General features: G+C 36.5%; 20 protein-coding genes. All 20 read right to left on the bottom strand.

Annotation, left to right across the window (positions count from 1 at the left end; genetic code table 11):
- Positions 1-39 precede the first annotated feature (39 nt).
- The 20 genes from L323_RS33170 to L323_RS33265 all read right to left on the bottom strand — a co-directional run bounded on the left by L323_RS33170 (position 40) and on the right by L323_RS33265 (position 24066).
- Positions 40-1794 carry an ABC transporter ATP-binding protein gene (locus L323_RS33170; protein WP_020815967.1) on the bottom strand — a complete coding sequence of 585 codons (1755 nt, stop codon included), beginning with the start codon at positions 1792-1794 and terminating at the stop codon, positions 40-42.
- Positions 1795-1870: 76 nt separating this feature from the next.
- On the bottom strand, positions 1871-2794 hold the full coding sequence (locus L323_RS33175; protein ID WP_020815968.1) for an asparagine synthase-related protein: 924 nt from the start codon (positions 2792-2794) through the stop codon (positions 1871-1873).
- Positions 2795-2814: 20 nt separating this feature from the next.
- On the bottom strand, positions 2815-4683 hold the full coding sequence (locus L323_RS33180; RefSeq protein WP_020815969.1) for a non-ribosomal peptide synthetase: 1869 nt from the start codon (positions 4681-4683) through the stop codon (positions 2815-2817).
- Between the two features lie 25 nt (positions 4684-4708).
- Positions 4709-5728, bottom strand: a complete 1020-nt coding sequence (locus L323_RS33185; protein ID WP_020815970.1) for a BtrH N-terminal domain-containing protein — start codon at positions 5726-5728, stop codon at positions 4709-4711.
- Positions 5729-5739: 11 nt separating this feature from the next.
- A complete protein-coding gene (locus L323_RS33190; protein WP_020815971.1) occupies positions 5740-6789 on the bottom strand; it encodes a DUF362 domain-containing protein in 1050 nt (349 codons plus the stop codon).
- Positions 6790-6803: 14 nt separating this feature from the next.
- Positions 6804-7562: a hypothetical protein gene (locus L323_RS33195; RefSeq protein ID WP_020815972.1), complete on the bottom strand. Its 759-nt coding sequence runs from the start codon at positions 7560-7562 to the stop codon at positions 6804-6806.
- Between the two features lie 10 nt (positions 7563-7572).
- The gene (locus L323_RS33200; protein WP_020815973.1) at positions 7573-7824 is read right to left on the bottom strand and encodes an acyl carrier protein; all 252 of its coding nucleotides are present in this window, start codon (positions 7822-7824) and stop codon (positions 7573-7575) included.
- A gap of 17 nt (positions 7825-7841) precedes the next feature.
- Positions 7842-8861 (bottom strand): BtrH N-terminal domain-containing protein, encoded by a 1020-nt coding sequence (locus L323_RS33205; protein ID WP_020815974.1) that lies wholly within the window; start codon positions 8859-8861, stop codon positions 7842-7844.
- Positions 8827-10716, bottom strand: coding sequence for a non-ribosomal peptide synthetase (locus tag L323_RS33210; RefSeq protein WP_020815975.1), 1890 nt, complete (start codon positions 10714-10716; stop codon positions 8827-8829). The genes L323_RS33205 and L323_RS33210 overlap by 35 nt, the downstream gene beginning before the upstream one ends.
- 5 nt (positions 10717-10721) lie before the next feature.
- The gene (locus L323_RS33215; protein ID WP_020815976.1) at positions 10722-11897 is read right to left on the bottom strand and encodes a pyridoxal phosphate-dependent aminotransferase; all 1176 of its coding nucleotides are present in this window, start codon (positions 11895-11897) and stop codon (positions 10722-10724) included.
- Positions 11898-11953: 56 nt separating this feature from the next.
- Positions 11954-12394 (bottom strand): VOC family protein, encoded by a 441-nt coding sequence (locus tag L323_RS33220; protein ID WP_020815977.1) that lies wholly within the window; start codon positions 12392-12394, stop codon positions 11954-11956.
- 18 nt (positions 12395-12412) lie between these two features.
- Positions 12413-14044 carry a B12-binding domain-containing radical SAM protein gene (locus tag L323_RS33225; RefSeq protein WP_020815978.1) on the bottom strand — a complete coding sequence of 544 codons (1632 nt, stop codon included), beginning with the start codon at positions 14042-14044 and terminating at the stop codon, positions 12413-12415.
- Positions 14045-14076: 32 nt separating this feature from the next.
- Positions 14077-14319: an acyl carrier protein gene (locus L323_RS33230; protein WP_020815979.1), complete on the bottom strand. Its 243-nt coding sequence runs from the start codon at positions 14317-14319 to the stop codon at positions 14077-14079.
- 22 nt (positions 14320-14341) lie between these two features.
- A complete protein-coding gene (locus L323_RS33235; RefSeq protein ID WP_020815980.1) occupies positions 14342-16315 on the bottom strand; it encodes an alpha/beta fold hydrolase in 1974 nt (657 codons plus the stop codon).
- A gap of 8 nt (positions 16316-16323) precedes the next feature.
- Positions 16324-17952: a PhpK family radical SAM P-methyltransferase gene (locus L323_RS33240; RefSeq protein ID WP_020815981.1), complete on the bottom strand. Its 1629-nt coding sequence runs from the start codon at positions 17950-17952 to the stop codon at positions 16324-16326.
- Positions 17953-17960: 8 nt separating this feature from the next.
- Positions 17961-20333 (bottom strand): non-ribosomal peptide synthetase, encoded by a 2373-nt coding sequence (locus L323_RS33245; RefSeq protein WP_020815982.1) that lies wholly within the window; start codon positions 20331-20333, stop codon positions 17961-17963.
- Between the two features lie 57 nt (positions 20334-20390).
- Entirely contained in the window at positions 20391-21662 is a 1272-nt protein-coding gene (locus tag L323_RS33250; RefSeq protein ID WP_020815983.1) for a cation:proton antiporter, read from the bottom strand.
- Between the two features lie 141 nt (positions 21663-21803).
- Positions 21804-22574, bottom strand: a complete 771-nt coding sequence (locus L323_RS33255) for a LuxR C-terminal-related transcriptional regulator (RefSeq protein ID WP_020815984.1) — start codon at positions 22572-22574, stop codon at positions 21804-21806.
- Between the two features lie 261 nt (positions 22575-22835).
- Positions 22836-23396 (bottom strand): DNA-3-methyladenine glycosylase I, encoded by a 561-nt coding sequence (locus L323_RS33260; protein WP_020815985.1) that lies wholly within the window; start codon positions 23394-23396, stop codon positions 22836-22838.
- 34 nt (positions 23397-23430) lie between these two features.
- Complete coding sequence (locus L323_RS33265) at positions 23431-24066, bottom strand: MBL fold metallo-hydrolase (protein ID WP_020815986.1); 636 nt, start codon at positions 24064-24066, stop codon at positions 23431-23433.
- Positions 24067-24141: the final 75 nt, after the last annotated feature.

The raw sequence follows: 24141 nt of genomic DNA on the forward strand, positions 1-24141 counted from the left end.
TCTATTTTAGACAGTACCCAGGACAAACTGGAAAAAACTTTATTCATCACCGCCTATTACCCCTTTTTTCACAAGATTATAAAAGCATGTACCTTCTTTAAATAAGCTGTTGAAATTACCGTCTTCAACAATCCTGCCTTCATTTAATACAAGTATTCTGCTGAATTGTTTTATTACTGAAAGCCGATGTGAAACCATAAGCATTGTTTTGCCGTCAGATATATCAAAAAGATTGTTCATAACCTTTGCTTCCGTAATGGAATCCAAATCAGATGTAATTTCGTCCAGCAAATAGATTTGAGGAGCCTTAAGTATGACTCTGGCAATTGATAATCGCTGTCTTTGACCTCCCGACAGATTTTCTCCCCTGCTTCCCAACATAGTATCATAACCGTCTTTCATATTTTCAATAAATTCATGTGCTTCTGCCAATTTAACAGCTTTGGTGAATTCCTCTTCGACAGCATCCGGCTTTGCAAATTTCAGGTTTTCCCTTATGGTTTCAGAAAAAAGAAACATTTCTTGGAATACAATACCAAAAGAGCTGCGAAGGTCATTAAACCTGTAATCTTTTATGGATATGCCATCTATCAGTATTTCACCCTCACAGCAGTCATAGCATCTAAGCAGGAGTTTGAGAATTGTTGTTTTACCGTTGCCGCTTCCACCTACTATTACAACTTTTTCACCTGCAGCAATATTTGTAGTGACATTTTTTAGAATACTATCTTGATTTTCGTAGTTAAAACCCACATTTTTAAAGGTTATATTTCCCCTAATCCTATTATTAGTAGGATTTTTACTTTCTTTAACAGTAGGTTCAATATGCATGAAAGTATAAGGCTTTTCAGCATCGGTCAGATTTTTGTTCTGGTTAATCAATAAATTTGTAAGTTTGGACAATGCATTAATGGACATGGATACATATGCATAATAGGCAACTATATTACCAACTGAAAAGAAATTTCCGTCTGCATTATTTATTCCTAAAATAAAATAAGTTCCGATTGCTATTGCTTGGAAAAAATTTACATAATTCAATATCCTTTGTTCCAGCCCCAGATTTCTAAGTTTCTTGCTGTTGAGGTTACCAAGCTCAGAAACAACCCCTTTGGAAATCCAGCTTCCGGAGTTGTATCCCCGAACATCTCTTACTGATTCAATGCAATCATAGACCTTCTTATAATGCAAATTTGTAATGTCTCTTATCTCCATATTCCTGGCATATATGCGCCTGCTGGATACCAAAGTTACAGCCGCCACACAAAGACAGCAAATTAAAACTGTTGCAATAAAATATATATTTTTACTTAGTATAATCATTATCAGCGGAAGTGTGAAGGCACACAATAACCGCATTGTATTTGGAATAAAATCATAATACAAAAAGTAAACGGACAATACATTTTGATAGGTCTTAGCCAAGAAATCTCCTCTTGGCGTTTTTTCAAAATAATCATAGCCCAGATCCCTTGCCTTGTCTATAACCGCATATTGTATAACCTTTGTTCCCTTCTCGCAAAAAACCATCCCGCATAACCCGTGTAAAAGACGGACAATTATTATCACAGCCACAATCAATATAGTATATGTCACAAGCTTTGCAACAATGGAAAAATCCTTACTGATAGCAACAACGTCAATAAATTTCTGGATTTGTTTTGGCAACAGTATAAAACAGGTTTCCTGAATTGCAACAAGTACAAAATATGCAATTACAAAAAAAGTGTACTTTTTTAAAAATGTAAAGCACCATAAGTACAATTTAAAATGATTGACCTTTTCTTCTTCCATAAGTTTCTCCTAATTTTTACGATATTTCCATAATTATCAAAATTATACCAACAAACCAAGTCGAATTCAATTAGTATTACAGTAATTGCCCGTTTAGCCCAAGTTTTTCAACAATACATTTCATTTCACAATCCAGTTCCTTTGAAATCATATCTTTAAAATAACTTGTGGCATGTTCAAATTCTTCCTTGGTTAGGCTCCCGTTTTCATAATCCAGTTTAAATTCATTTAATTCATGGAACTTAAAACCCAGTTTTTCTTTAAATATTCCAAAAAGACGGGTCAGTTTGCAGCCTGATGTAGTGTACTCTACATTAGATACACCGGGTGTGGGGTTTTCCCATTGATACTCTGCTTCAAGTTCCTTTTTTATTTGAGAAATATTGTAACCGAAATACAAGAAGGGATGGATAACAGAAACACCTTCAGGACAAATAAACGTCTTGTCTATTATATCTTTTACATCTGTATCTGTTTTGTATCGTTCAGAGGTTTTTATAGTATCGTAGGTTTTCTCAAACCTTGCTTTCAACATCTCCTCTGCTATGTCTATCATGCGTTCGGACATTTGTGCCTTTGTTCCAAAAATTTGTGCTGCGGTTGTACCGCTTGCCACAAAAGGAATACCCAATTTGTCTGCAAAATGCATCCCCAATGAGGTAAAATAACGGTTACATATATAACACAAAGGATTATCATCCAGATCTTTTATAACAGGGTCGGTTAACAAAAAATTATAAAATTTTAATATATCTTTTACCTTTGGCTTGTATATAAAAAGGTCAAGATTTAATTGCTCTGCAACTTTTTTTGCCTGAATATCATCCTCAAAACTATTATCTACAGTAAACAGACAAACTCTTTCACCCTTTACCTGTTTAATGAGATGGGCCAAATATGTACTATCCTTTCCTCCGCTGAACAGTACGAGACAATCATATTTTGATTTAGTCCCGATTTTTTCTGATAATTTATTATAAAAAATATTTTCAAGTGACATAGCCACCCCTCCTTATAAATTTAGTTTTTTATCATGCTTTCCACATAGTCAATCAATTCCTTGATTATAGAAAATCTACCATTATTCAACTCCGCTTCCCCAAATTCAAAGTTAAACTGCCCTTCTATTAAGACGACAATTTTGATATAAGTAATTGAATTGATTCCAACTTCAGTCAGCTGATTGTTTACATCTATTTGTTCTATGGCAGTAATTCCATCCACAGTGTCCCTGATCATTTCTTTTATTTTAAGCTCTATATCTTCAGATTTTAGAGTTTCCGCATTTTGATGGTTTTTTTGATTTGATTGCTCTGAAATCAGCCCTGGAGGAGGCAAAGCCTTTCTATCTATTTTTCCGTTGAGGGTTTGGGGTATGCTGTCTATCCTAATAAAATAAGCCGGCAGCATATAATTGGGCAAAGACTTTACCAGATGTTCCCGTAAATCAGATACCGATATTTCATCATCAGATACAAAGTATGCACACAGATATTTAATACTTTCTTTTCCATCTATTGCAGTAACAACCGCCTGCTTAACGGCACCAAATTTTAAAATACAGTTTTCAATTTCCTCAAGTTCTATCCTATAGCCTCTGATTTTTACTTGATTATCAATTCTTCCCAGACACTCAATATTGCCATTTTCAAGCCATCTCGCAAGGTCGCCTGTTCTGTATATTTTTTCATGGAAAGCAGACAAATCCGTTATGAATTTTTGAGCTGTTAATTCAGGTCTGTTAAGGTATCCTCTTGAAAGGCCGTCTCCACCGATACAAAGTTCGCCCTCCGCACCACCTGTAACAGGTTTACTGTTTTCGTTAATTATATATATTTGCGTATTGCGTATTGGCATTCCTATGTCAACACTGTTTCTCTGAGTTAAATCAGCTACTGTTGACCAGACTGTAGTCTCCGTAGGCCCGTACATATTAAATATTCTGGCATTTGTATAGCCTTTTACTTGTTCAAGCAGCACTTCCGAAAGAGGTTCTCCGCCAATCATAACGACTTTCAGATTCTTCAGGCACTCCAGATTTTTGTTGTGATTAATCAGCATCTGCAGTCTGGATGGAGTGATTTGAAGAATATCTGCACTGCTTTTCATAATGAGGTTGCACAGAGACTTGGGGTTTTTCTGGTCGTTCTCATCGGCAATGGCTACTCTCAGCCCCAGTGCCAAGGGAATTAATGTTTCCAGTATAAATATGTCAAAGGAAATAGTGGTAAGTGCCAATATCACGTTATGCTCACTTAAAGGAATTCTGTCTGATATACCATATAACAAGTTAACTACAGATTTATGTTCAATCATTACACCTTTAGGTTTACCTGTAGAGCCGGACGTATAAATCACATAAGCAAGATCAGATGCTTTTGCAACTTTATTCAGATTTGAAGTATCATGGTCGTATATATCCGGTTCATCAACGCAAATTACTTTATCCTTAAATGAAAGAAATCTATATTCCATTTCAGCATCCGATATTATAACCTTTGCATTACTGTCTTCAACCATATAGACTATCCGTTCTTCCGGGAAATCAGGGTCAACAGGCAGAAAAGCCGCTCCCGCCTTTAATACCCCTAAAAGAGCCACAAACATCTGCAGTGACCTTTTTACCATAATACAAACGATATCGTTTGGTTGAACCCCCATTTTCCTGATTTTCCAGGCCAGTTGATTTGACCTGCTATTCAGTTCCCGATAGGTGAGATAACTGCCTTTTAATTCCACGGCTATAGCATTTGGAGTCTTTTCTACCTGTTCTTCGATTAATTCATAAATTAATCTGTATTCGTTATTTTTTGTTTTATGCCACGGCTGTATCTGTTGCAGCAGCTGTCTGATTCTGGAAACCATTGAATGTGAATTATTCCTTCTCATGCTTGGCATACTCCCTTTCAAAGTTTTATAAAGCTTCCTTCAGGGAAACCATACTCTCTAAAAAATTTTCAAATTCATGTATAATTTCAGATACTCTAATAATTATCTTTTCATACATTGGTTCTGAATTTGTATAGGAGGTTTTTAGTATTAAAGGAGATAAAATAAGGAGATGATTTTTAATGCTTTCCAGACAATTAATAATGTCTTTCAAAGCAGGTAATTTCAATTCATCATAGCTTAGCTGAAGATATAACTGTGAAAAATCAAGCCCGTTTTTAATGATGTAAAATTTATTGAACAAACCTTTCAGAAAGGTAATTTTTTTATTACTATCAAGTCCTGAATTTGCTTTAATTATATTCAGTACATGATTCAGTCCGCAAAGCCCACTTTTCGGGGAATTGCTTTTTTGCAAGGTCAATTCAATTGTTTCGTAAAGTAAAGAATCAATTTCTGCATTCCAGTTTCCACTTTGTATTTCAATAAATTTGCAGTTGGTCGGATAGCCTGCAAACAATCCTTCACCTGAGGGATTGTTTGATTTTCGGGCAAGAATGAATTCATCGTAAGTTATATGTCCTTTAAAAAACCAGGGAGAAAACCAATCAACGATATTTATCCTGTCTGAATTTTCATCATAACCGCAGAATATATTGGCATGTAAATTATGTGACTTCTGATAATTGATAGAATAATTCAGATAAAAGGTGTCAACAGCCGTAATGATTGGTGTCCCTGAGTGAACTCTCCTTTTATTGTCTTCATATAAACTCTCAAAATCTTTAAAATCATTTATGTTATAACAGGTAACCTTATGATTATGGCTTGGTAAAACTGTAGCATTATCACTTAAACCCAGCGTAAAATCCGGAATATCCGAATCAACATCATTTATAACAATATTAAGGGCACTATTAATAAAAAAAATGGCTTTTTCCACTCCATAATACTCTAAAACCTGTCTTACTGCATTATGAAAGCAAAGAACATCAAATGCTCTATTATAACTATGTTTAAAGTTGTAAAAATCATTAATTAGCACCTTCACCCCTCCTACTTTTTGTAATTTATCGCATTAGTCGGGCATAATTCCATGCAGCATGTGCACAGTGCACATTTATCCCGGTCAAATTCCGGTACTTTTCTCAAAGTAATTGCATGAAAGGGACAGGCGTCAACACATAAACCGCATCTAACACATAAGCTTTCATCAACTTTGTAGGTCCGTTTCAGCATATCCATATACTTTTTTCTGTACTTTCCTTTATAAACAGGTACTCTGTTAAAACTCTCTTCTTTGTCCTGAAATCCACCGCCTATCAATTCCAGTTCATCTATCTTGGATTTTGCCATTTCACTTTGAAAAGCAGATTGAAGTACCTGAAGAGTTTCCGTTTCATATCCTACCAGATTACACATATAATAGTCAGCAAAAACGCCATCGGTACTTAGTACCAGATATCCAAGGTATCTGGGTTCTCCCAAGGACGGCCCCATTCCCTCCATACATACTATTGCATCCATTATAATCAAATCAGGAATACGTATTGAGTAGATAGAGCAAATAATATTGGCAAAATCATCAGCATCAATGAACTTGTGCAGTTCCTTTCTTTGCTTTCTGGATATACATCCATACATGTTTTTTATTGCTCCTGTAAAATCAGTAAGCATATGATTCTTATATTTGGGTACAGAAATAACTATATCGCAGGATTTTATCAGCGATGAATACGTATATTCCATTCCTTCCACTACAACAGTCTCATAACCGTAGTCCCGTAAATTGTAAAATTTCAGGTTGTATTCATCCATTATTTCCTTAATACCTGTTACTTCCAACACATTTTCGTCAGATATATCTTCGCAAAGGACTATATCACAGCCCAAAGGCAGTAGTGCTTCAACCAACAAACGTACCACCCCGGGATGAGTCGTTGCTGCTTTCTGAGGGTGAAACGGACCCACAAGGTTGATTTTTACTGCAACCTTGCTTGCTTTTTTTATATTGCAATTTTTACTTACATATCCTGAAACGTCCTTTTTTAATAAAGATAAGTCATGGTAATGCAGGCCCTTTATTATCCTCAGATTATTTTGCATTGTTATCTCCATCCTTACAATCCTACCGTGTCTCTGGTAAGATCATGAACAAGCCATAGATTTTCCTGTGAATATTCAACTGTACCTTTATCGATATCAACTTTTATCGGTCTCAATGCACCGGGAACAATATACTCGCCTGAATATGGAAATTTTAACCCGGTCCAGTTCTCCCATTCCTCAATGGTTCCTGATACGGAAATTCCCTTGCACTGCTTAACCATGGCTGCGCCAAGCTTTACGTGCACTCTTATCCACGGGTCAAAGGGCAACCCCTCCTCATTTGTCCAATTGAAGTATTTCTCACTATCCATTAGGGGATACTTAAATTTAGCAGAAGGTCGAATTGGAATGAACAACCTTTTATATCCCTTTTCCTTTCCCAGACGAATCAGTTCCTTAACACAGATGTAGCTCAGTCCTTTGCCTTTATACTCGGGGTTAATGGTTATCTGCAAAGCCATAAAAGCATTAGGCTTTTTATTTTTATAAAGATCATTAGCTATTTTTCTTAGCCCCCAATAAATCCCGCCTTCATCCAGCTCCGTATTTTCACCGTCAAAGCTGAAGGCTCCCGAATTAGCTATGGCTATCACTTTATCTTCTGATGTAAATAAAATCTGATGATCGGAAAATTCCTCTTCGACGAATTTCCAATACGTTCTCATTACTCGTTCAGCATCCATAAATTTAGGAAAAGCACCGGCATACAATTTTTGTATCTGCTCCGCTAAATCAGGACGGCTTTTTACAGTTGAAATTTCAAACCTCATATGGACACCTCTATCTGTTTAATAATTCTTCAATATATGAAATAATTGTTCTAATACTCTCAAACTTTTTAATATCTAAATAACCTGTCTCAAACTCAATTCCAAACTCAGTCTCTATCTCGACCAAAAGCTTGATAAAAGTCATCGAAGTTATTCCCACATTTGCCAGAAAATCATCAAATTTACTGTCGTCGGTTATATTTAACTCAAGCCTCTCGTTAAGTATTTTCATTACTCTGTTTTTTACCTCATTAGCGGTCATTTTGTTCCCTCCTTAATTTACACCATCGCCTTATATGAGCTATTAATCAGTAAGTCAATCATTTTTCTTTCGTCTCCGCACAGCTTTTCCATAACGCTGATGGCATTGCTGAGTTTTTCGTCGATATATTCCCCTGAGTACTTGTAGCTGAGAATTGACAGACGGACAAAAGTCCAGCCGTTCACTATATCCTGTATGGTATTTTCCAATTCTTTGTCTTTGAAAAAACAGTTTATCCTGTATTGCTCTAGTTTCTTTGCAGCAATAACCTCCATAAGTGATTCAAGTATTTCATCTGCATGTTGCTCAAGGAGATCCCGATTTCGCATAGCCTCTACAAGATTATTTTTCATACTTAGCAAATGTTCCATGCCTTTTATGACTTCAGCCCGGTTCTCCAGATACCGTGCTGCATATCTGGACACATAGGATTTCAGGGGATGCTTATTTTTTTCTTCCCGTAGTACTGATTTGCAAAACTTTATGTATGCAGGCTCCTTTAAATGTCCAAAGTGTTGGTAATACCCGTCACTAGCCTCCTGAATACAGTCATATGATATGGTTTCAGGCTTATACCTCAAGCTGTTTTTGTTTTTGTGCTCAAAAATATTAAAGGTTTGCTCTGTGTCATCGTAGCCATATACCAACAGGTTGTGGTCCAGATGTTCCGTACCGTATAAATCAGGTCTCATAGGCTCATAAAAGCAGTCTACCTTCACTATTACGGGCATACCTTTGCTCAATGCCTCCCGTATGCCGTATACAATATTTCCGTATTCCTTACATTCAAATAATTCAATATTCATATCATTCAGAAGCCGGGTTACCGGCTGGATGGGAACATATTCCACATCCGCCTGTAACCGGTTATAGGGGGAATGTCTGTACAAAATGATATCATTGAGAAAAAATCTCATGACCTCACCTTGAAAATATTTAACTATTGAAAATAAGCAATTATAGAAGCAATCTTTGTAGTAAACTTCATTAAACGGCATAATATCAGTCAGTTTTCTTGATGCTGTCAACTCTTTCATACAAATTATTCTTCCTTATGTATTCAACTAGTTTATTAATTGTGTTATTGGCGTAAATTGCATCCTGTTCAAGGGCTATGCCAATCTTCTCCAGAGATATCTGCATCATTGCAGCAATTATGGAATTGCCCCCGATATCCAAGAAATCTTCATCCGGATTTATAGTTTCCAGGTTAAGCAGTTGTTCCCATATACTATTAATCTTATTTACTAATACATCACTGCTATTGTTTGTCCGGGTACTCTGTTGGTTTACTCTAAAACTTCTTAATTTTTCTCTGTCCACTTTGTTATTCACAGTCAGAGGTAAATTGTCTATAAGAACAAACTGCTGAGGGATCATGTAAACCGGAAGGGACTTGCTCAAAAAGGCTTTTATTTGTGGGATATCCACCTCTTGATTCGTCAGGAAGCAAACCAGTATATTTTCACCTAAATGGTCCTTCTTATGAATAACAGCCGCTTCGTCAACACCATCAAACAGCAGTATGTTCTTTTCGACTTCACTGATTTCAACTCTGCTTCCCCGGATTTTTACCTGGTTGTCCATTCTGCCAAAGTAAGCAATATTACCGTCTCTGCCTAATGCCCCGATGTCCCCTGTCCTGTACAGGGTTTGGGTTTCTATGACAAAGCAGTCAAATTGGTCTTTTGTCAGGTCAGGTTTATTCCAATATCCGTTCGCCAGGCCTGCACCACTTATACATATCTCACCTTTTTCATTTATATCACACAATTTATTTTCGCTATTGAGTATGTACACTTTGGTATTGGCAATGGGTTTTCCTATGGAAATGGAATCCTGTCCCTGAGCCAACTGCTTTTCTATGATGTTACAGGTTGCATAGATGGCAGATTCCGTCATACCGTAAATGTTTGCAATTTTCGCCGTACGAAACAGTCTGTTCCATCTTCCGGCCAGTTGAGCGGTGATATGCTCTCCTCCATTAAATATCCATTTAAGTCTGGGTAAAGGATTTTGTATCATGTTTCCTTCAACAAAGTCTAGAAAAACCTTGAGGATGGATGGTACGAATTGTGTAATGCTGACGTCATTTTCCTTAAGCCTGTAGTATAATCTTTTCTGATCCTTTACATCCCAATCCTTTATAATTGATATTTCCGCACCGTTCATCAGTGGCCAGAATATTTCCCAAATAGAATCTGTAAAACTAATGGATGTTTTATGGGCTATAATATCTCCGGAACCTATTTCAAATTTTTCGCTCATCCAGAACAAGGTATTCAGGACAGCCTTATGGGTTACCATAACCCCTTTTGGCTTTCCGGTGGTACCTGAAGTATAAAGAATATAAGCCAAATCATCCTCTTTCACCGACCTCCTGTTAACCAAATCAAAGGTTCTGGTGTGCTTCCTGCCTGATGTTGACGAGTATTGAAACGAATCCATGACCTGATCTATATACAGGATTATAGTATCATCCATGTTGATGCCTTCGGGTAAAGTATGACCTGTCAAAGGCAGGATAACCGCCTTGCATGAAGTGTCCTCCAATATGTACCTAATCCTGAGTTCAGGATATGAAGTGTCAATTGGAACATAAACTGCACCGCACTTCAATATGGCAACAGCCGAGACGATGAGTTCGATACTCCTGTCCAGCAGGACGGCAATTGGCTGTCCTGCTTCTACGCCGCTTTCCAGCAATATGTTTGCAACATAGTCCGACCACTTTTCAAGTTCCTCATAGGTCATTTCCCTACCGTAATCAGTAACTGCTGAATTTTCAGGGTTAAGCCTTGACTGTGCCGAAATCAGTTCATGGACGGTTGTATTTTTGGGGTACGCCTTTTCAGTGTCGTTTATCCGGTTATATATATCCATTTTCTCCATAACTGTTATGCCGCTCCCCCATTAAAAAAATCCACCAGCAAATCTATTCCTTCCTTATACCTGCCGGTTGAGAATGAGAGCCTTAGTGTGGTAGGCAGACCAAAATCAGAACCCGGGACTGTTGCTACGCGTTTGGTTTCTATGATTCTTTTTGCCAGTTCAAAACTGTCTTTATAGTTGTATTTATCCATGAAATCCTTACATTCCAATGTAATATAAAATCCACCTTCTGAATTTATTACTTTTACCAGCTGGTTGTTACGGAATTTTTCCACGGTATAATTTCGTCTATCCCTGTAAAGCTCCACAAGCTTCTCAACCTCTTCCGGATAATCAAGGGCTGTCAACGCACCATATTGAACCACGGGATCAACCGTCAGCAATGTATGATGCTGTATAACAGTAAGGGGATCCACCAATTCGTCGGGTACGATACAGTATCCTACCCTCTTGCTGTACATGCGATACGCTTTTGAGAATGCATTGGTTGTAATGAAAACAGATTTTGTATCTTTCAGTTGCATTACTGATTTGTTTTTTTCGTCAAAATATGTATTGGAATAGATCTCATCGTTGATAATTACCGCTTTACCGTCAACAATCCTGTCAATCTCGTACAGTTCTTCATCGGTCAGTACATTTCCAAGGGGATTACCGGGTGTATTTATGACTACAATTTTGGTCTTCTCTGTAAAGTTCTCTCTGAAGGAGTCTATGTCCAGTCTCATGGTGCCGGGATCAATTCTGTAGTACTTTATGTCAGCCCCGGAGAGTAGTGCCGAAAATCTGTATAAGGAATAATATGGGGTAGGAAGTAACACCTCATCACCCTTTTGGGATAGTATATAAAACAGATTTCTAAAAATTGCACTGGTACCTGTACTGATAATAAAATTATTAGGACTGATATCTACACCATACTGCTCCTTATAATAGGAAGAGAGCTTTTCCTTGAGCTCTGGCAAGCCTCCTGGGAATACAAGTGAGCTCTTGCTGAAATCTCCTGTTGCATCCTGCATGCTTTTAATGATATCAGGGTGTAAAGGTAATTCTGATTTTCCTAAAGTCATTCGGATTACCTTATTATCCGGGTTTTGTTTATCCAGCTCATATGCCATTTGGTCCAAAACAAACATCAAAAATTTGTTATCAAAAAAATTCACTTCGGTCCTTAATTCCACTTTTGACCTCTCCTTTCAACCTGTGTAAGGTTATTGTCTGATGTATTTTAAATTACTTACTTTAAGCAAGGTTCCATTTGTAATAATTCAATAACGTTTTTATCCGGATCCTCATAAAAAACTATTTTTGTTTTCCCAAATTTCGGAGTGTCAACAGAAAATACTTTACTTATAGGTTTAATCCCATAATTAAAAAGTTTTTCCATCTTTCTTTCCAAAGAATTGACCAGGATTGTGAAATTTACCGGAGATGGTGCCATCTCCTCATAAATTCTGCTTCCGTCCTCATTCATGTATTCCATAAGTTCAATCATGGAACCGGTGTGTGACACCTTTAGCAGCACCAGCCTGTAGCGGTGATAGGCACCATTTGATACGAAATCTACCAGTTCTCCATCGATTTGGGTATCGTCTACTACTTCCATTCCTAATTTGTTTACATAAAAATCTAGTGACCTTTCCATGGAGTGGACGAACAAATCTACATGTAGCAACATAACTGTGTTACTTCTCCCTTAAATGTTAAAGTATTGTTTCGGTTCAATGCCTGCTTTATTCAGTTTCAAGTAAAGCGACAAACGATTCTTTTCAAGATCGTCACTGGTACTCTTGAAATACTTGAGGTTCCAGTATTCTTCTGTTATCCTGTCAGCCTTGTCCTTATTCCATCCGCCTTCAGTCATTGAAATCAGCTCCCTGAAACACTTTGCATTGTTCTTGTTAACCCTGTGCAAAACTTCCCATGCATAATCTTCGTGAGCTTTTATTGTGCTGAGGAATTCAGGAAATTGACGTTTTATATGGTTTAAAAGCTTAAATTCCTCACGGATGTAGCTTCCTATTTTTTTAGAATAAAAGTACTCTTTTGAATTTTCATTTTCGTGATACTTGAAATATAAATAAACCGAAAGTTTTCCTACATCTTCATCCACATATCTGTATGAATGGCAACTGTCAATGTCATCTTTTATGAGTAATCCGTCCTCTTTTACCTTGTAATAAATATTAGAGAATTTGGTTATTCCGCATCTTTCCACAAGATAGTAAAGTACTGATGCAAAGCAGGTCTTTTCAAGATAATCTACATTTTCACTAAGTCTTTTTATAGTTGAATAAGGATTAAAGTTTATGAAGCCGATATCAATTGCTATATCATTATCTCTGAAATATTTGATGGTATTATAGTTGTCTTCGGCGGTTGCAGGTTTGTTATAAAGTTTCAAATCCTCCGCATTTCCCGACTCTATTCCAAAAATAGTACCCACAAAACCGGAATCCTTTAAAAGCTTCATTTTCTTTTCGTCAAACTGCTTGTAGACCTCTGCTCTGAAATATGTTTCATAGGATATATGTAAATTGTTTTTAATTATTTTTTCAGCTATTTCCCACATTCTGTTGGGACAGGACTTGTTGCAATCCTCAAAGCTGTCATCAATGAACCAGAACCTGTTTACATTATATTCGTCAACAATTTGCTTGACTTCCTTCACTACATTTTCAGGACTTCTTCCTCTCCACTGGTTTCTGCCATTGGTTCCCCAGAACTCGTTATGCCAGCAAAAGCTGCAGTTTGCTTTACATCCACGGCTGGTAGAAATATAGGCATACTTCAGCATGTTATTCCTGAGAAGATCTCTTTCAGGAAATGGCAATGAGTCCAAATCCTCTATAAGTGCTTCCCTCTCATTTTCGATGATTTTATCACCGTCCCTGTATAACAAGCCCTTTACATTACTGAAGCCGCTTTCATTCTCCATTGCAGTTACCAGATTTTTGAAAACTATTTCACCTTCTCCCTTTATGATGAAATCCACCAAAGGGTATTTCTCCATAAGGATGTCTCCGCACAGGGTAGGCCAGTATGCTCCAAAGCAAATCTTTGCATTTGGTACTTTTTCCTTAATTTTTTTGCATACCTCATAAACAACCTTTTCTGTTGTAGAATACACTGGCAGACCTATCAAATCCGGCTTCATTTCGTAGATACGTTCAAGATCAAGATATTTTCTGCTGGAATTAATAAGCTCAACATCAAAATTTTCTTTCCTCAGGTATGCTGCAATTGAACATATGCCTATTTCCTCAGTAATTATTGCATTTTTTTCGGTTAGCACACTCAGGAGCAAGGTCTTTATACGTTTTTTCATACTTATCACCCTTCATCTTTACTAGATTTGAATTAAGCCTTACTTTTCTTTTCAACTGTATCGACCATTGCATTCAGCGTTTCAAAATTTTCAGGCAGCATATCTTCTTCGCTAAATGAAATTTTGAATTGCTTTTCCAAAAACAGAATAACATTAACGATACTGATAGAATCGATTAACCCACTATCTATCAATTGCTGCTCATCAGTAATCGTATCCACTTCCTTAATAACAGTATCAAGTAGGAAATCCTTAATGATTTTCTTTTTGTCCATACTCTCCCCTCACTTTCTATTTTTACTTTTTTGAGATAATATTTTTAGAATAGTACTTCATATGCTGCTCAATTCTTTCCAGTACGTCCTCCGGCCTTTCCAGAATCATCAGGTGCGTGGCACCGGGCAAACAAGTGTAATTTGAATTCTTAACCCGGGTGTGGGCCCATTCGGACTGCTTGTACGGTGCTATTTGATCACACTCTGCAGAAATGAACAAAACAGGTTTATCAACTTCGGTCAGAAGGTCTGTAATGTCATGGAGGTAATACTCCATGCACATATTCAGAAAGTTCACCATCTTTTCTTTAGAGGTAAACGGCTCGAGAAGAATATCCCTGTGCCTTTCGGGCATAACTTCATATATATATTTATCATTCTCGCCGGAGTATTGTTTAATTGGTTTATTGAACATGCCGTTATGGATAATGCGCATATAGAAATCCAGCATCTTTTCATTATCGCTTACGAGTTTCGCAATCAGCTGTATATTCTCTCTGAATTTGGAATGGTGTGCTTTACTTCCCTCGTAAGGTGCATATTCACCTGCCAGCAAGATATGGGATTTTATCATTTCCTTATGCTTTTGGTAATACATCATTGCAGATTTTATGCCGGAGCACCAGGATATTATATGAAAGCTTTTTAAGCCTTCGTTATCAACGATTTCTTCTATATCTTCAACCTGATGGTCAACACCAAAGATAAACGCTGGATCTTCATTGGGTTTATCCTTGTGATATATACCTCGCGTCTGCCATACAATGACATAGTAATTCTTTGATAATTCCTCTATTACCCGGTCCCATGCATCGGGACTGACTCCATAAGCATTGACGATTATTATGGCTTCTCCCTTACCCGCTGTATAATAGGTAAATTCACGTCCGTTTTGGGATATAATTGTTTTTTGGGTTTTGTTTACGGCAGAAGGAGGCAGCAAGTTTCTATTCAGGCTCATCTTCAATGTATCTGCAATGTAGTCGTATATATACATGTAGCTTTGCTTAACGGCTTCCGGGTCTTGCTTCCTGACTTTTTCAGAATCTATTGGAAGCCTCAGGTACGGGAGATGATATGACAGGATATGCTCAAATATAAGGTCAATTTCATTCAGTGTCTCTTTACTATGAGTAATTTCAATACGGATATCACTTAAATTCCTGCTGATTTCCCTTACCAGAGTATCAAACTGAAAACTGCAGGAACATGCAGCAGGAAGAAATTCAATGGTATTTACGCTCTCTTCCCTGTATTGCTCTACTATCCTATCTATGATACTCTGGGTACCTGAAATATCAATTGTAAATTCATCTCCTGAAAATATAGTCAGGGCATTATCATCAAAATAACTGGGAATTCTGGAATTTACCCATTGTTTGAATTCCAGCAATCTGTATATAAACCGGTCTATTGCTTCAATCCAGTCACTTTCTTTGAGTTGCCTGAAGGCTAAAGGAGTCTGATACACTTTTACCTTGACATTTGTATCCTTAAATCTTTCTGTAAGGAATTCCCTGTTTGCTGTCTGTATTTTCCCAAGCAAAGTGCAGGTATTATCCCCTTTTTCATCCATCGCCGAATACATGGAACTTATATAATTCACATCGGATACATAGTATTTTTCACAGAGCTCTTGAATATTGTCCATGATTTTTTTGTTGCTGATTATAATCTGAGACTCATAAACTGGTACTATTGAAACTTCTTTATCCAGATGCCAGAGGCTTATTTCCTTGTCTGAGAAAAGTTCTTTGTAATTATATACCTTTAATTTTTCAATATCCTCAAAAATAACCTGTATACTGTTCATGGAATGAATTAAATCTTCTCTTTCGTGGATACATGAAATACTGTTTACTATTTCCAGCAACGTATTCCATTCCTTCTTCCCCGAAAGACAATAAACGGGGCCGAGACTTTTTTCCATAAGGGTATTGATGAGTCTCAATCCAAAAAGGTCATAAATTCCTGTAAATAAGATAATCTTATCCATATTTCCCCCTATTTATTTCTCATTTTCAAGTTTTTAGCCAACTCCTGATTTCCCCGGAATACATTAAGCATTCTGTTGACGTTTTCCTTGTACCTGTCATCAATTTCATGGTCCTTGTACCCTACCACATCCTTAAATATTTTTGAAAGCTCCATAAATTCACTTATTTGTGTCCCCTGAGTCAGGAAATAGGCCAAAGACCATAGATTAAAGGAAAGTGAAGGCATAAAGTATGAATTTTTTATGTTTCTGATTCCATCCAGAACGATTTTTCCTGCTGTCTCATAATCCATGTCCTTATGGGACCAGCTGTACCCGTATCCTTCGAGATTGTAATAATCCCTTTCCTTAGATATAGGTACGGCATTTTCAAAGAACCATACCTGCAGGTCATAAAATGTAGGCTTGGCTTCCTCTATAAATTTAATGGTGTCCCTTGCTGTTTTTTCGGTTTCGCCAGGAAATCCGACCATACAGGATGCATGGCTTACAATACCGTATTTATTTAACTGTCCGATACCCCATACAAGCTGTTCGGTTGAAACTCTCTTGTCCATATTCTTTCGTATGGTATCATTGCCGGACTCTACGCCCAAAATAACACCGCCGCAGCCAGATTTAGCCATTAGTTCATAAGTTTCTTCATCTGAATGGGATATTCTGAAAAATGAATACCATTTGAAATTGTATTTATTTCTTATCATCATCCTCAGCATGTCTTTAAACCTATCCAGAGGTACATTGAGGGAATCATCAACAAAAACTATGGATTTTACTCCCAGAGAGTGAATATAATTCATATTTTTTTCAATACTCTCTATTTTCATAAACATGGGTTCCCCGCCGAGTATTGGATATCTGCAGAAGGAGCAGCACAAACTGCAACTGATGGAACAGCGCATATAAACTGGCGGTTTAGGATGATTTTCATAAAAAGTAAATTCCTTTATAGGATCATCATCCAGACATATGTTTTCAGGTACTTTTACCGTTCTCTTGTAATGTCCGTCCTTGTATATAATATTGGGGATTTTGGATAAGTCGGGCTTGTCCTTCCTTAATTCGGTACATATTTGGTATAATGTATCCTCCCCCTGACGCTCATGAATAAAGATATCTGCGCCTATACTCTGAAGCAAATAGTTTTGCTGTGGAGTTGAATATTCAAAATTGATACTGTTTATAAACGGACCGCCCACCACAATTACAATAGATGGGTCGATTGAGTGGATATAGTCCACAATTTCCCTGATTGGTGCAGGCTCAACATGGCATGTAGAGGATACGCCTATGCAATTTGGTGAATAGTTTTCAATCAGATATTTTAGTTTTTCCCTGCCATCATTAAAATAGTTCACATAACCTACCGACATTCCGTGTTTTTTAAGATAATGCATACAGTAGTGTACAGCCATGTTGGGCATTCTGTATATTGTCAGGTCACTTTGCATTCCGGTTGAATTTGTAATACTTTCTCTCACAATTTCCGAATACTTCATACGTTTCCCGTTGACTACCGCCGACCTTGCAAGCATATGTTCATAAGCTGCACTTTTATCCTTGTACGGCTCAACACGCTTGATAATAGTATCCATTTTTTCATCATTAAAACCAATCATTATGCAATCATGCTTCATAATATATGTTATCTCCCCTCTCTATTAATAAGACTTACCAGGTTAGCTATATTGGGCTTGTTAAAAAATTCGCTGTAGTCAACTTCTACATTAAATTTATTGTAGATTTCGGCAAGGAGTGTCATTACCCGCAAGCTGTCCCCTCCAAGGCTCATAAAGTTTTCATTGACACCTATTCTGTTTATCTTGAGTATTCTTTTCATAACTTCAGCCACAGCCATTTCAAGCTCGGTGCTTGGAGAATCCTGAATATCCTTTGATTCTAAACGGTTTTCTAAAGGAACAGGCAGTCTTTTCTTGTCAATTTTACCGTTTTTAGTTAAAGGCCATTGCTCTACTATTACATAATTGTTGGGGAGCATATACATAGGAAGATACTTTGCAAGGAACTTATTCATTTCCACCTCATCCAGAGAGGCATTTTTATTCATTATCAGGTATGCAATCAATTTTGGATAATCCGAGTCCGAATTTACGATAACAAGAGATTCAGCTACACTGTCATGCTTATTCAGATTTTCCATTATTTCATTCAGTTCAATTCTGTGACTTCTTATTTTTACCTGGTCATCCTTTCGGCCCATGTAATATATGTCCCCATTAGCCAGAAATTTGCCTAAGTCACCTGTTTTATATATTTTATCTACCTTTGGATCAACCTCAGGGTTTGTAATGAAATGGGCATTGTTCATTTCCGGACGGTTATAATAACCCCTTGTTACTCCATAGCCTGAAATATACAATTCTCCCACACATCCCACGGGTACGTTTTTCATATTGTCGTCCAGAATATATATGCTGTTGTTATCCAGAGGCCTTCCTATATGAGGTTCAGCACTGTCATTATTGTTTATAAGGCAATATGTTGAATCTACCGTACACTCAGTAGGTCCGTATACATTAAATATCTTAATTTTTTTCTCTTCTCTGAGCATATCCCACATTTCATTTGGAATAGCTTCTCCCCCTACCAGAATCAAGTCCAAATCCTCACTGCACTTTTCCAGAAGCTTTTCTCTCAGCAGCAGATTTAATTGGGATGGGGTACAATCAAAAACGTTCATTTTACTATCAGCTATATACTGTATCAACCCTATGGCAGAATTTCTTACATTTTCAGGGATTATACTGATGCTATATCCTTTGAGAAGTGCCACAAGTTGCTGTACTGAGGCATCAAAACCAAATGGTGCATTTACTGAGGCTACAACATTATTTTTTTCAGGAATATATTTGTACATATGAGCATCAATGTTTGTAAAAAGATTCATAACAGAAAAATGTTCTACAATAGTAAGCTTGGGATATCCCGTTGACCCGGAAGTGTATATTCCGTAAGCCATATTATTTTTTGTAATACACAGGTCAAGGTTTTCTTTTTCATATAGACTCATGTCAAAGTCGTCTATATACAGAATTTGGCTATTATCTGCAGGAATACACGACTGAAATTTAACTTTAGAAATGATAAGAGGCATATTGGTTTCACGTATCATAAACTCCAGTCTTTTAACAGGAAAGTTTTCATGTCCGGGATTCAATGTATCGGAGTCTATAGGAACATACCCGTTCCCTGACTTCATTATTCCCAGTATTGAAATGATGTACTCTATGGAGCGTTCCATAAAAACTCCTATCAGACGCTCGGTGTCCTTACATTTCTTATGGATATAATGTGCCATTTGGTTAGCTTTCTCATTTAACTCCCTATAGGTCAATTTTTTGTCTGAATATATTACCGCTGTTCTATCCGGGTACTCCATTGCCCTTTGCTCAAACATCTGATGGAAACAAATATCCGGAACTTCCCTTTTTGGACTGACCATAAAATTCTTTATAATTTCATCCTCTGTAGAACTGATTATGTTGATATTTTCAATTGTAACCTGAGGGTTGCTGAGGAATTCATCAACAATTTTTTGCAATCTGCCTTCCATGAGAGTTTCCGCCTTGTCATCTAAATTAAAACAATAAGAAATCTCATTATTTTCGCTGAAACAATGCAGGGTATTAGTTCTGTCTTTTTTGCCTTGGTATTTTTCCAACTCTGCTGTGCTTAAAGCTTTATCGCTGTAATAAAACAATGGAGTTTCATCGCCATCCCCGTTACCTTCACTCTGACAACAGCAGCAACCGGATATTTTGTTTTGGATATCCAACAAAAGCTCAGTGAATTTTGTGCCATCGTTTACTGATACACAAAGTATAAATTGTTTACCGGACTTATTGACACGTATGGTCCATTTGTTAAATTCATTCATTTTATGTAGAAGTACTGAATAGCAGCCCAGCAAAAAGCTTTCTTGCTTAATGGATTGCTCCTTTAAATATTTATCAACTGCATTTTTACTTTCGAGTATAGTAAATTTTTTATCACCCATATTTTCAACCTCTCTTTTGATAATTAATTCTATTGCCTACTTTTTTTACAAAAATTTTTAATTTATAGTCTCACCCCTTTTTATTTTTTGTAATGACATACTATTTAGTTTTAGTATCCTCTTAACTACCGGGGTACTTATAAGAGAAGTTACTATTGCCATTATTACCAGAGCTACGAAAACTTGCTCCGTAATCATATTTAAATCAAGAGCCGTAGATGCAATAATAATTTCAACAGCACCCCTTGAGTTCATACAGACCCCTACGCATACAGCAGCTTTCGTGTTCATTCCACCTAAAACTGCACCTACTGAGGCCCCTACTATTTTTCCTATACATGCTATAAGTAGAACAGCAATAATAAGAGATAAGTTTAAGTTACTTATAAAATTTGCTTTTAGTCCGATTGAAACAAAGTAAAGGGGTGCAAAAAATTCAGTTGCGAATCTATGCATAATTACACGGTTGCTTGCACCACTCATTCTGTAATATTTGCTTAAGACAGTACCTAATAGAAAAACTGCAAAAAACGGGTGTATACCAGCTATTTCAGCTATAAAGGCTGTGAATAATATAAGTACAATAGAAATACCGATAAAAGCATTTTTATTTTTAAAGAATCTATTGAAAAATGCAATCACAGTTCTGCATATTCTTGGAACAATTAAGAACATTACCACTATAAAAATAACAACTTTTAATATGGATAAACCAATGGCTATAGGTGCAGCTTTCTTCGAATTTACAAAACTTATAAGGCAGGAGAAAATTGTCCACCCTATAAGATCATCAATTGTTGCAGATCCAACGATTGCAGTGCCCAGTTCTGTTTTTAATATGTTCAAATCCATGAGTGTCTTAATTATAATAGGCAGTGCCGAGATAGATAGAGCTGTTCCGATAAACACCACAAATATCCACCTCTCCATTTGTGCAGAGTGGCCCTGCTCCATTGGAATAAACAATGCCAGCACCATACCCAGACATAGTGGAATGATTATTCCTAATGAACTGGTTAGAAATATAAGCCTCCTCCTTTTCCATATAATTCTGAAATTAATTTCAAGTCCTGCAACATACATAAATAAGAACATTCCTATTTGGATGAAGTTTGCAGTATCGGGCAGTAATACGGTATGTGAAGGAAATATAGCCGAAAACAAATCTGGTGAAACCATCTTTAGTACAGTTGGTCCTAATAAAATACCTCCTAATAATTCCCCGAGTACCGTTGAGTTAACAAGCTTATTGGATATTTGCCCCATTAATAGTGCGACTGCCAGTAAAACACATATTTGAAGTATATATAAATATAATGTATTGCTCATTAGTATAAGGCTCCCTCTCTAATACGCTATTTCTATTTTCTACCATGGTAATATATGGCTGATTTGATTTCTACTCTAAGAAATTATAGGATTTCAGTGTATTTTATAGAATGTAACTACTAAATTTTGTAGTATAAGGAATTATATTTCATCAATGGTTATAAGATTGTACTTCAAGGCTTTTACAACTGCATCGATTACATTGCTGGTATCCAACTTTCTGAAAATAATCTTTTTATGGTATCTTACAGTGTTTATACTTATTCCGGAATCGATGGCGACTGCTTTTTCAGTCATTCCCTTTGCAAGCAATTTCAGCACCATTAACTGCTTGTCGCTGAACTTCATTTGAGATATCTGTCTTTTAGCCAGAGTTTGCCCTGTTCCCTCCACCTCATTCCCTACCTGATATGCCAAGAGCTCCGTTATAATAATCAATTCCTTTTTTATGGGAATACCTGTGGACGCAACGGCTATAGAACCTATTATTCTGTTCCGGATACATATTGGTACAGAAAAAAGGTACATTCGGCTGAAGAAACTGCAATAATGGTGCTGGGGCTCAGTATTAACTTTTTTGTTTAGCTTCAACGACAGAGAAATGGCGTTTGTGCCGCTGATTTCCTCTGCAAGTGAGATACCTTCCTTGAGAATAGTATGGTTTTTCTTATTTATATACAGAATTATTCCTTCAGAATCCGTTAGCAAAAAGGAATGTTTACCAAGTATTTGGGTGTTTACCTTTTCAACAGCATCCTTAAAGACCGATAATAGCATTTTATTTTCATCTAATTTGACCTTTATATCATATTCTTTCATGCTTACAGGAATTGAAGCGTTACTGGGCAAATCCATCTCTAAACATCTCCTCCATGAATTTAAAACCTCCTTACTTACATATGAGTTTTTCATTAAATACCTCCAGATTTTGTATTTTTTTAAAATAACAACCTAAAATGTTACATAATATAAATATTTCATTAGTTCTTTTAAGAATTTTAATAACCTCTTTGTTTATTTTTGGTAATAATTCCAGAAAACTATATAATTATGTAGGTTAAAATAATCATTTGGAGAAAAATGAGGTTTAGATAAAACAAGAAACGTCGACATTTGTTAAAATGCCGACGTTTCCATAAAGTTTACATTAACAATAATATTGTTTTTAATTGATTATCTGTTTATTGTATGATAAGGACATGATCTTATATGGTCGTCTACCATACCGATTGCCTGCATAAATGAATAGATTATAACTGGACCAACAAATTTGAAGTTTCTCTTTTTCAAATCTTTGCTTATTTCTTCCGACAGGAGAGTTTTTGCAGGAATTTGTTCTTCAGAATCCCTGATATTTATCTGGGGGCGATAATCAACGTAACGCCACAGGTAATCTGAAAAGCTTCCAAGCTCTGTTTGTGTTTTAAGTACCGCCAAAGCATTGCTTCTGACAGACCTTAATTTCAAGGGACTTTTAACTACATTATATTCATTTTTGATATTTTCCAGTTCTTCATCACTAAGGGTTGAACAATATCGGATATCGAAATTTTTAAAAGCCTTTTTATATTCTTCTCTTTTGGCAAGGACGATACTCCAGGATAAACCGCTTTGAGCCCCTTCCAAAGTAAGCATTTCAAATATATATGAATCATCATAACTTGGTCTGCACCATTCATTATCGTGATATTGTTTCATTATAGGATTATTGCCGGGCCATAAACAAGCACTCATAGAAAACCCTTTCTCTTCATAGTTTATTTTTTATCTATAAATAATTCAGTGTCAAAACTTCCGGATATTCGGATATATTATCTGCATTTATTGTAAGCTCATTACCGGGGTACCTTTTACCGTCTATTTTTTCCAGAAACCTTTCCGGCTCTGCCAGTTTAAATGACAGATGTTCTGTCTTATAGTGCATGGGAATTGAAATCCTTGGATTAATTGATTTTATAACCTTTATTGCCGTATCTCCGTCAATTGTATATATGTCACCTATTGGAACAAGGAGTACATCCACCTGACCAATTTCCTCAAGCTGTTCTTCAGATAAAACATGCCCTAAATCACCCAAATGACAAATAGTAATCCCATCAATTGAATAAATGAATACTATATTTTTACCCCTTTTTGCACCGCCCAATTCATCGTGAAAAGTTGATATTCCTTTTATACTTATATCTCCGTGGGTAAAATTGCCTGCATCTTTTATATGCTTGAAACTGCCCTTCACAACACTGACATTGTCATGGTCAAAATGATTATGACTTACTGTTACGATATCTGCCTCTGTGTGCGGGAGAGGATAACCCACCTGTTCATCAAACGGGTCTGTCAGTATCCTTGTACCATTATCCGAAGTTATAAGAAAACACGAATGACCAAACCATTTAATCTTCATTATTTATCCTCCTGTTTAAACTAAGTATTATACATTATTTTACTATAAATTCACCAGAGTTTAAATAAAATTGGA

Origin of the sequence: Ruminiclostridium papyrosolvens C7, from assembly GCF_000421965.1 — a bacterium.
In the GTDB taxonomy this organism is placed as follows: domain Bacteria; phylum Bacillota; class Clostridia; order Acetivibrionales; family DSM-1351; genus Ruminiclostridium; species Ruminiclostridium papyrosolvens_A.

Bases quoted from the DNA above. Each gene is read 5' to 3' on its own strand.
- L323_RS33170 (WP_020815967.1), bottom strand. From the start codon at position 1,794: ATGGAAGAAGAAAAGGTCAATCATTTTAAATTGTACTTATGGTGCTTT.
- L323_RS33175 (WP_020815968.1), bottom strand. From the start codon at position 2,794: ATGTCACTTGAAAATATTTTTTATAATAAATTATCAGAAAAAATCGGG.
- L323_RS33180 (WP_020815969.1), bottom strand. From the start codon at position 4,683: ATGAGAAGGAATAATTCACATTCAATGGTTTCCAGAATCAGACAGCTG.
- L323_RS33190 (WP_020815971.1), bottom strand. From the start codon at position 6,789: ATGCAAAATAATCTGAGGATAATAAAGGGCCTGCATTACCATGACTTA.
- L323_RS33195 (WP_020815972.1), bottom strand. From the start codon at position 7,562: ATGAGGTTTGAAATTTCAACTGTAAAAAGCCGTCCTGATTTAGCGGAG.
- L323_RS33200 (WP_020815973.1), bottom strand. From the start codon at position 7,824: ATGACCGCTAATGAGGTAAAAAACAGAGTAATGAAAATACTTAACGAG.
- L323_RS33205 (WP_020815974.1), bottom strand. From the start codon at position 8,861: ATGAAAGAGTTGACAGCATCAAGAAAACTGACTGATATTATGCCGTTT.
- L323_RS33210 (WP_020815975.1), bottom strand. From the start codon at position 10,716: ATGGAGAAAATGGATATATATAACCGGATAAACGACACTGAAAAGGCG.
- L323_RS33220 (WP_020815977.1), bottom strand. From the start codon at position 12,394: ATGTTGCTACATGTAGATTTGTTCGTCCACTCCATGGAAAGGTCACTA.
- L323_RS33225 (WP_020815978.1), bottom strand. From the start codon at position 14,044: ATGAAAAAACGTATAAAGACCTTGCTCCTGAGTGTGCTAACCGAAAAA.
- L323_RS33230 (WP_020815979.1), bottom strand. From the start codon at position 14,319: ATGGACAAAAAGAAAATCATTAAGGATTTCCTACTTGATACTGTTATT.
- L323_RS33235 (WP_020815980.1), bottom strand. From the start codon at position 16,315: ATGGATAAGATTATCTTATTTACAGGAATTTATGACCTTTTTGGATTG.
- L323_RS33240 (WP_020815981.1), bottom strand. From the start codon at position 17,952: ATGAAGCATGATTGCATAATGATTGGTTTTAATGATGAAAAAATGGAT.
- L323_RS33245 (WP_020815982.1), bottom strand. From the start codon at position 20,333: ATGGGTGATAAAAAATTTACTATACTCGAAAGTAAAAATGCAGTTGAT.
- L323_RS33250 (WP_020815983.1), bottom strand. From the start codon at position 21,662: ATGAGCAATACATTATATTTATATATACTTCAAATATGTGTTTTACTG.
- L323_RS33255 (WP_020815984.1), bottom strand. From the start codon at position 22,574: ATGAAAAACTCATATGTAAGTAAGGAGGTTTTAAATTCATGGAGGAGA.
- L323_RS33260 (WP_020815985.1), bottom strand. From the start codon at position 23,396: ATGAGTGCTTGTTTATGGCCCGGCAATAATCCTATAATGAAACAATAT.
- L323_RS33265 (WP_020815986.1), bottom strand. From the start codon at position 24,066: ATGAAGATTAAATGGTTTGGTCATTCGTGTTTTCTTATAACTTCGGAT.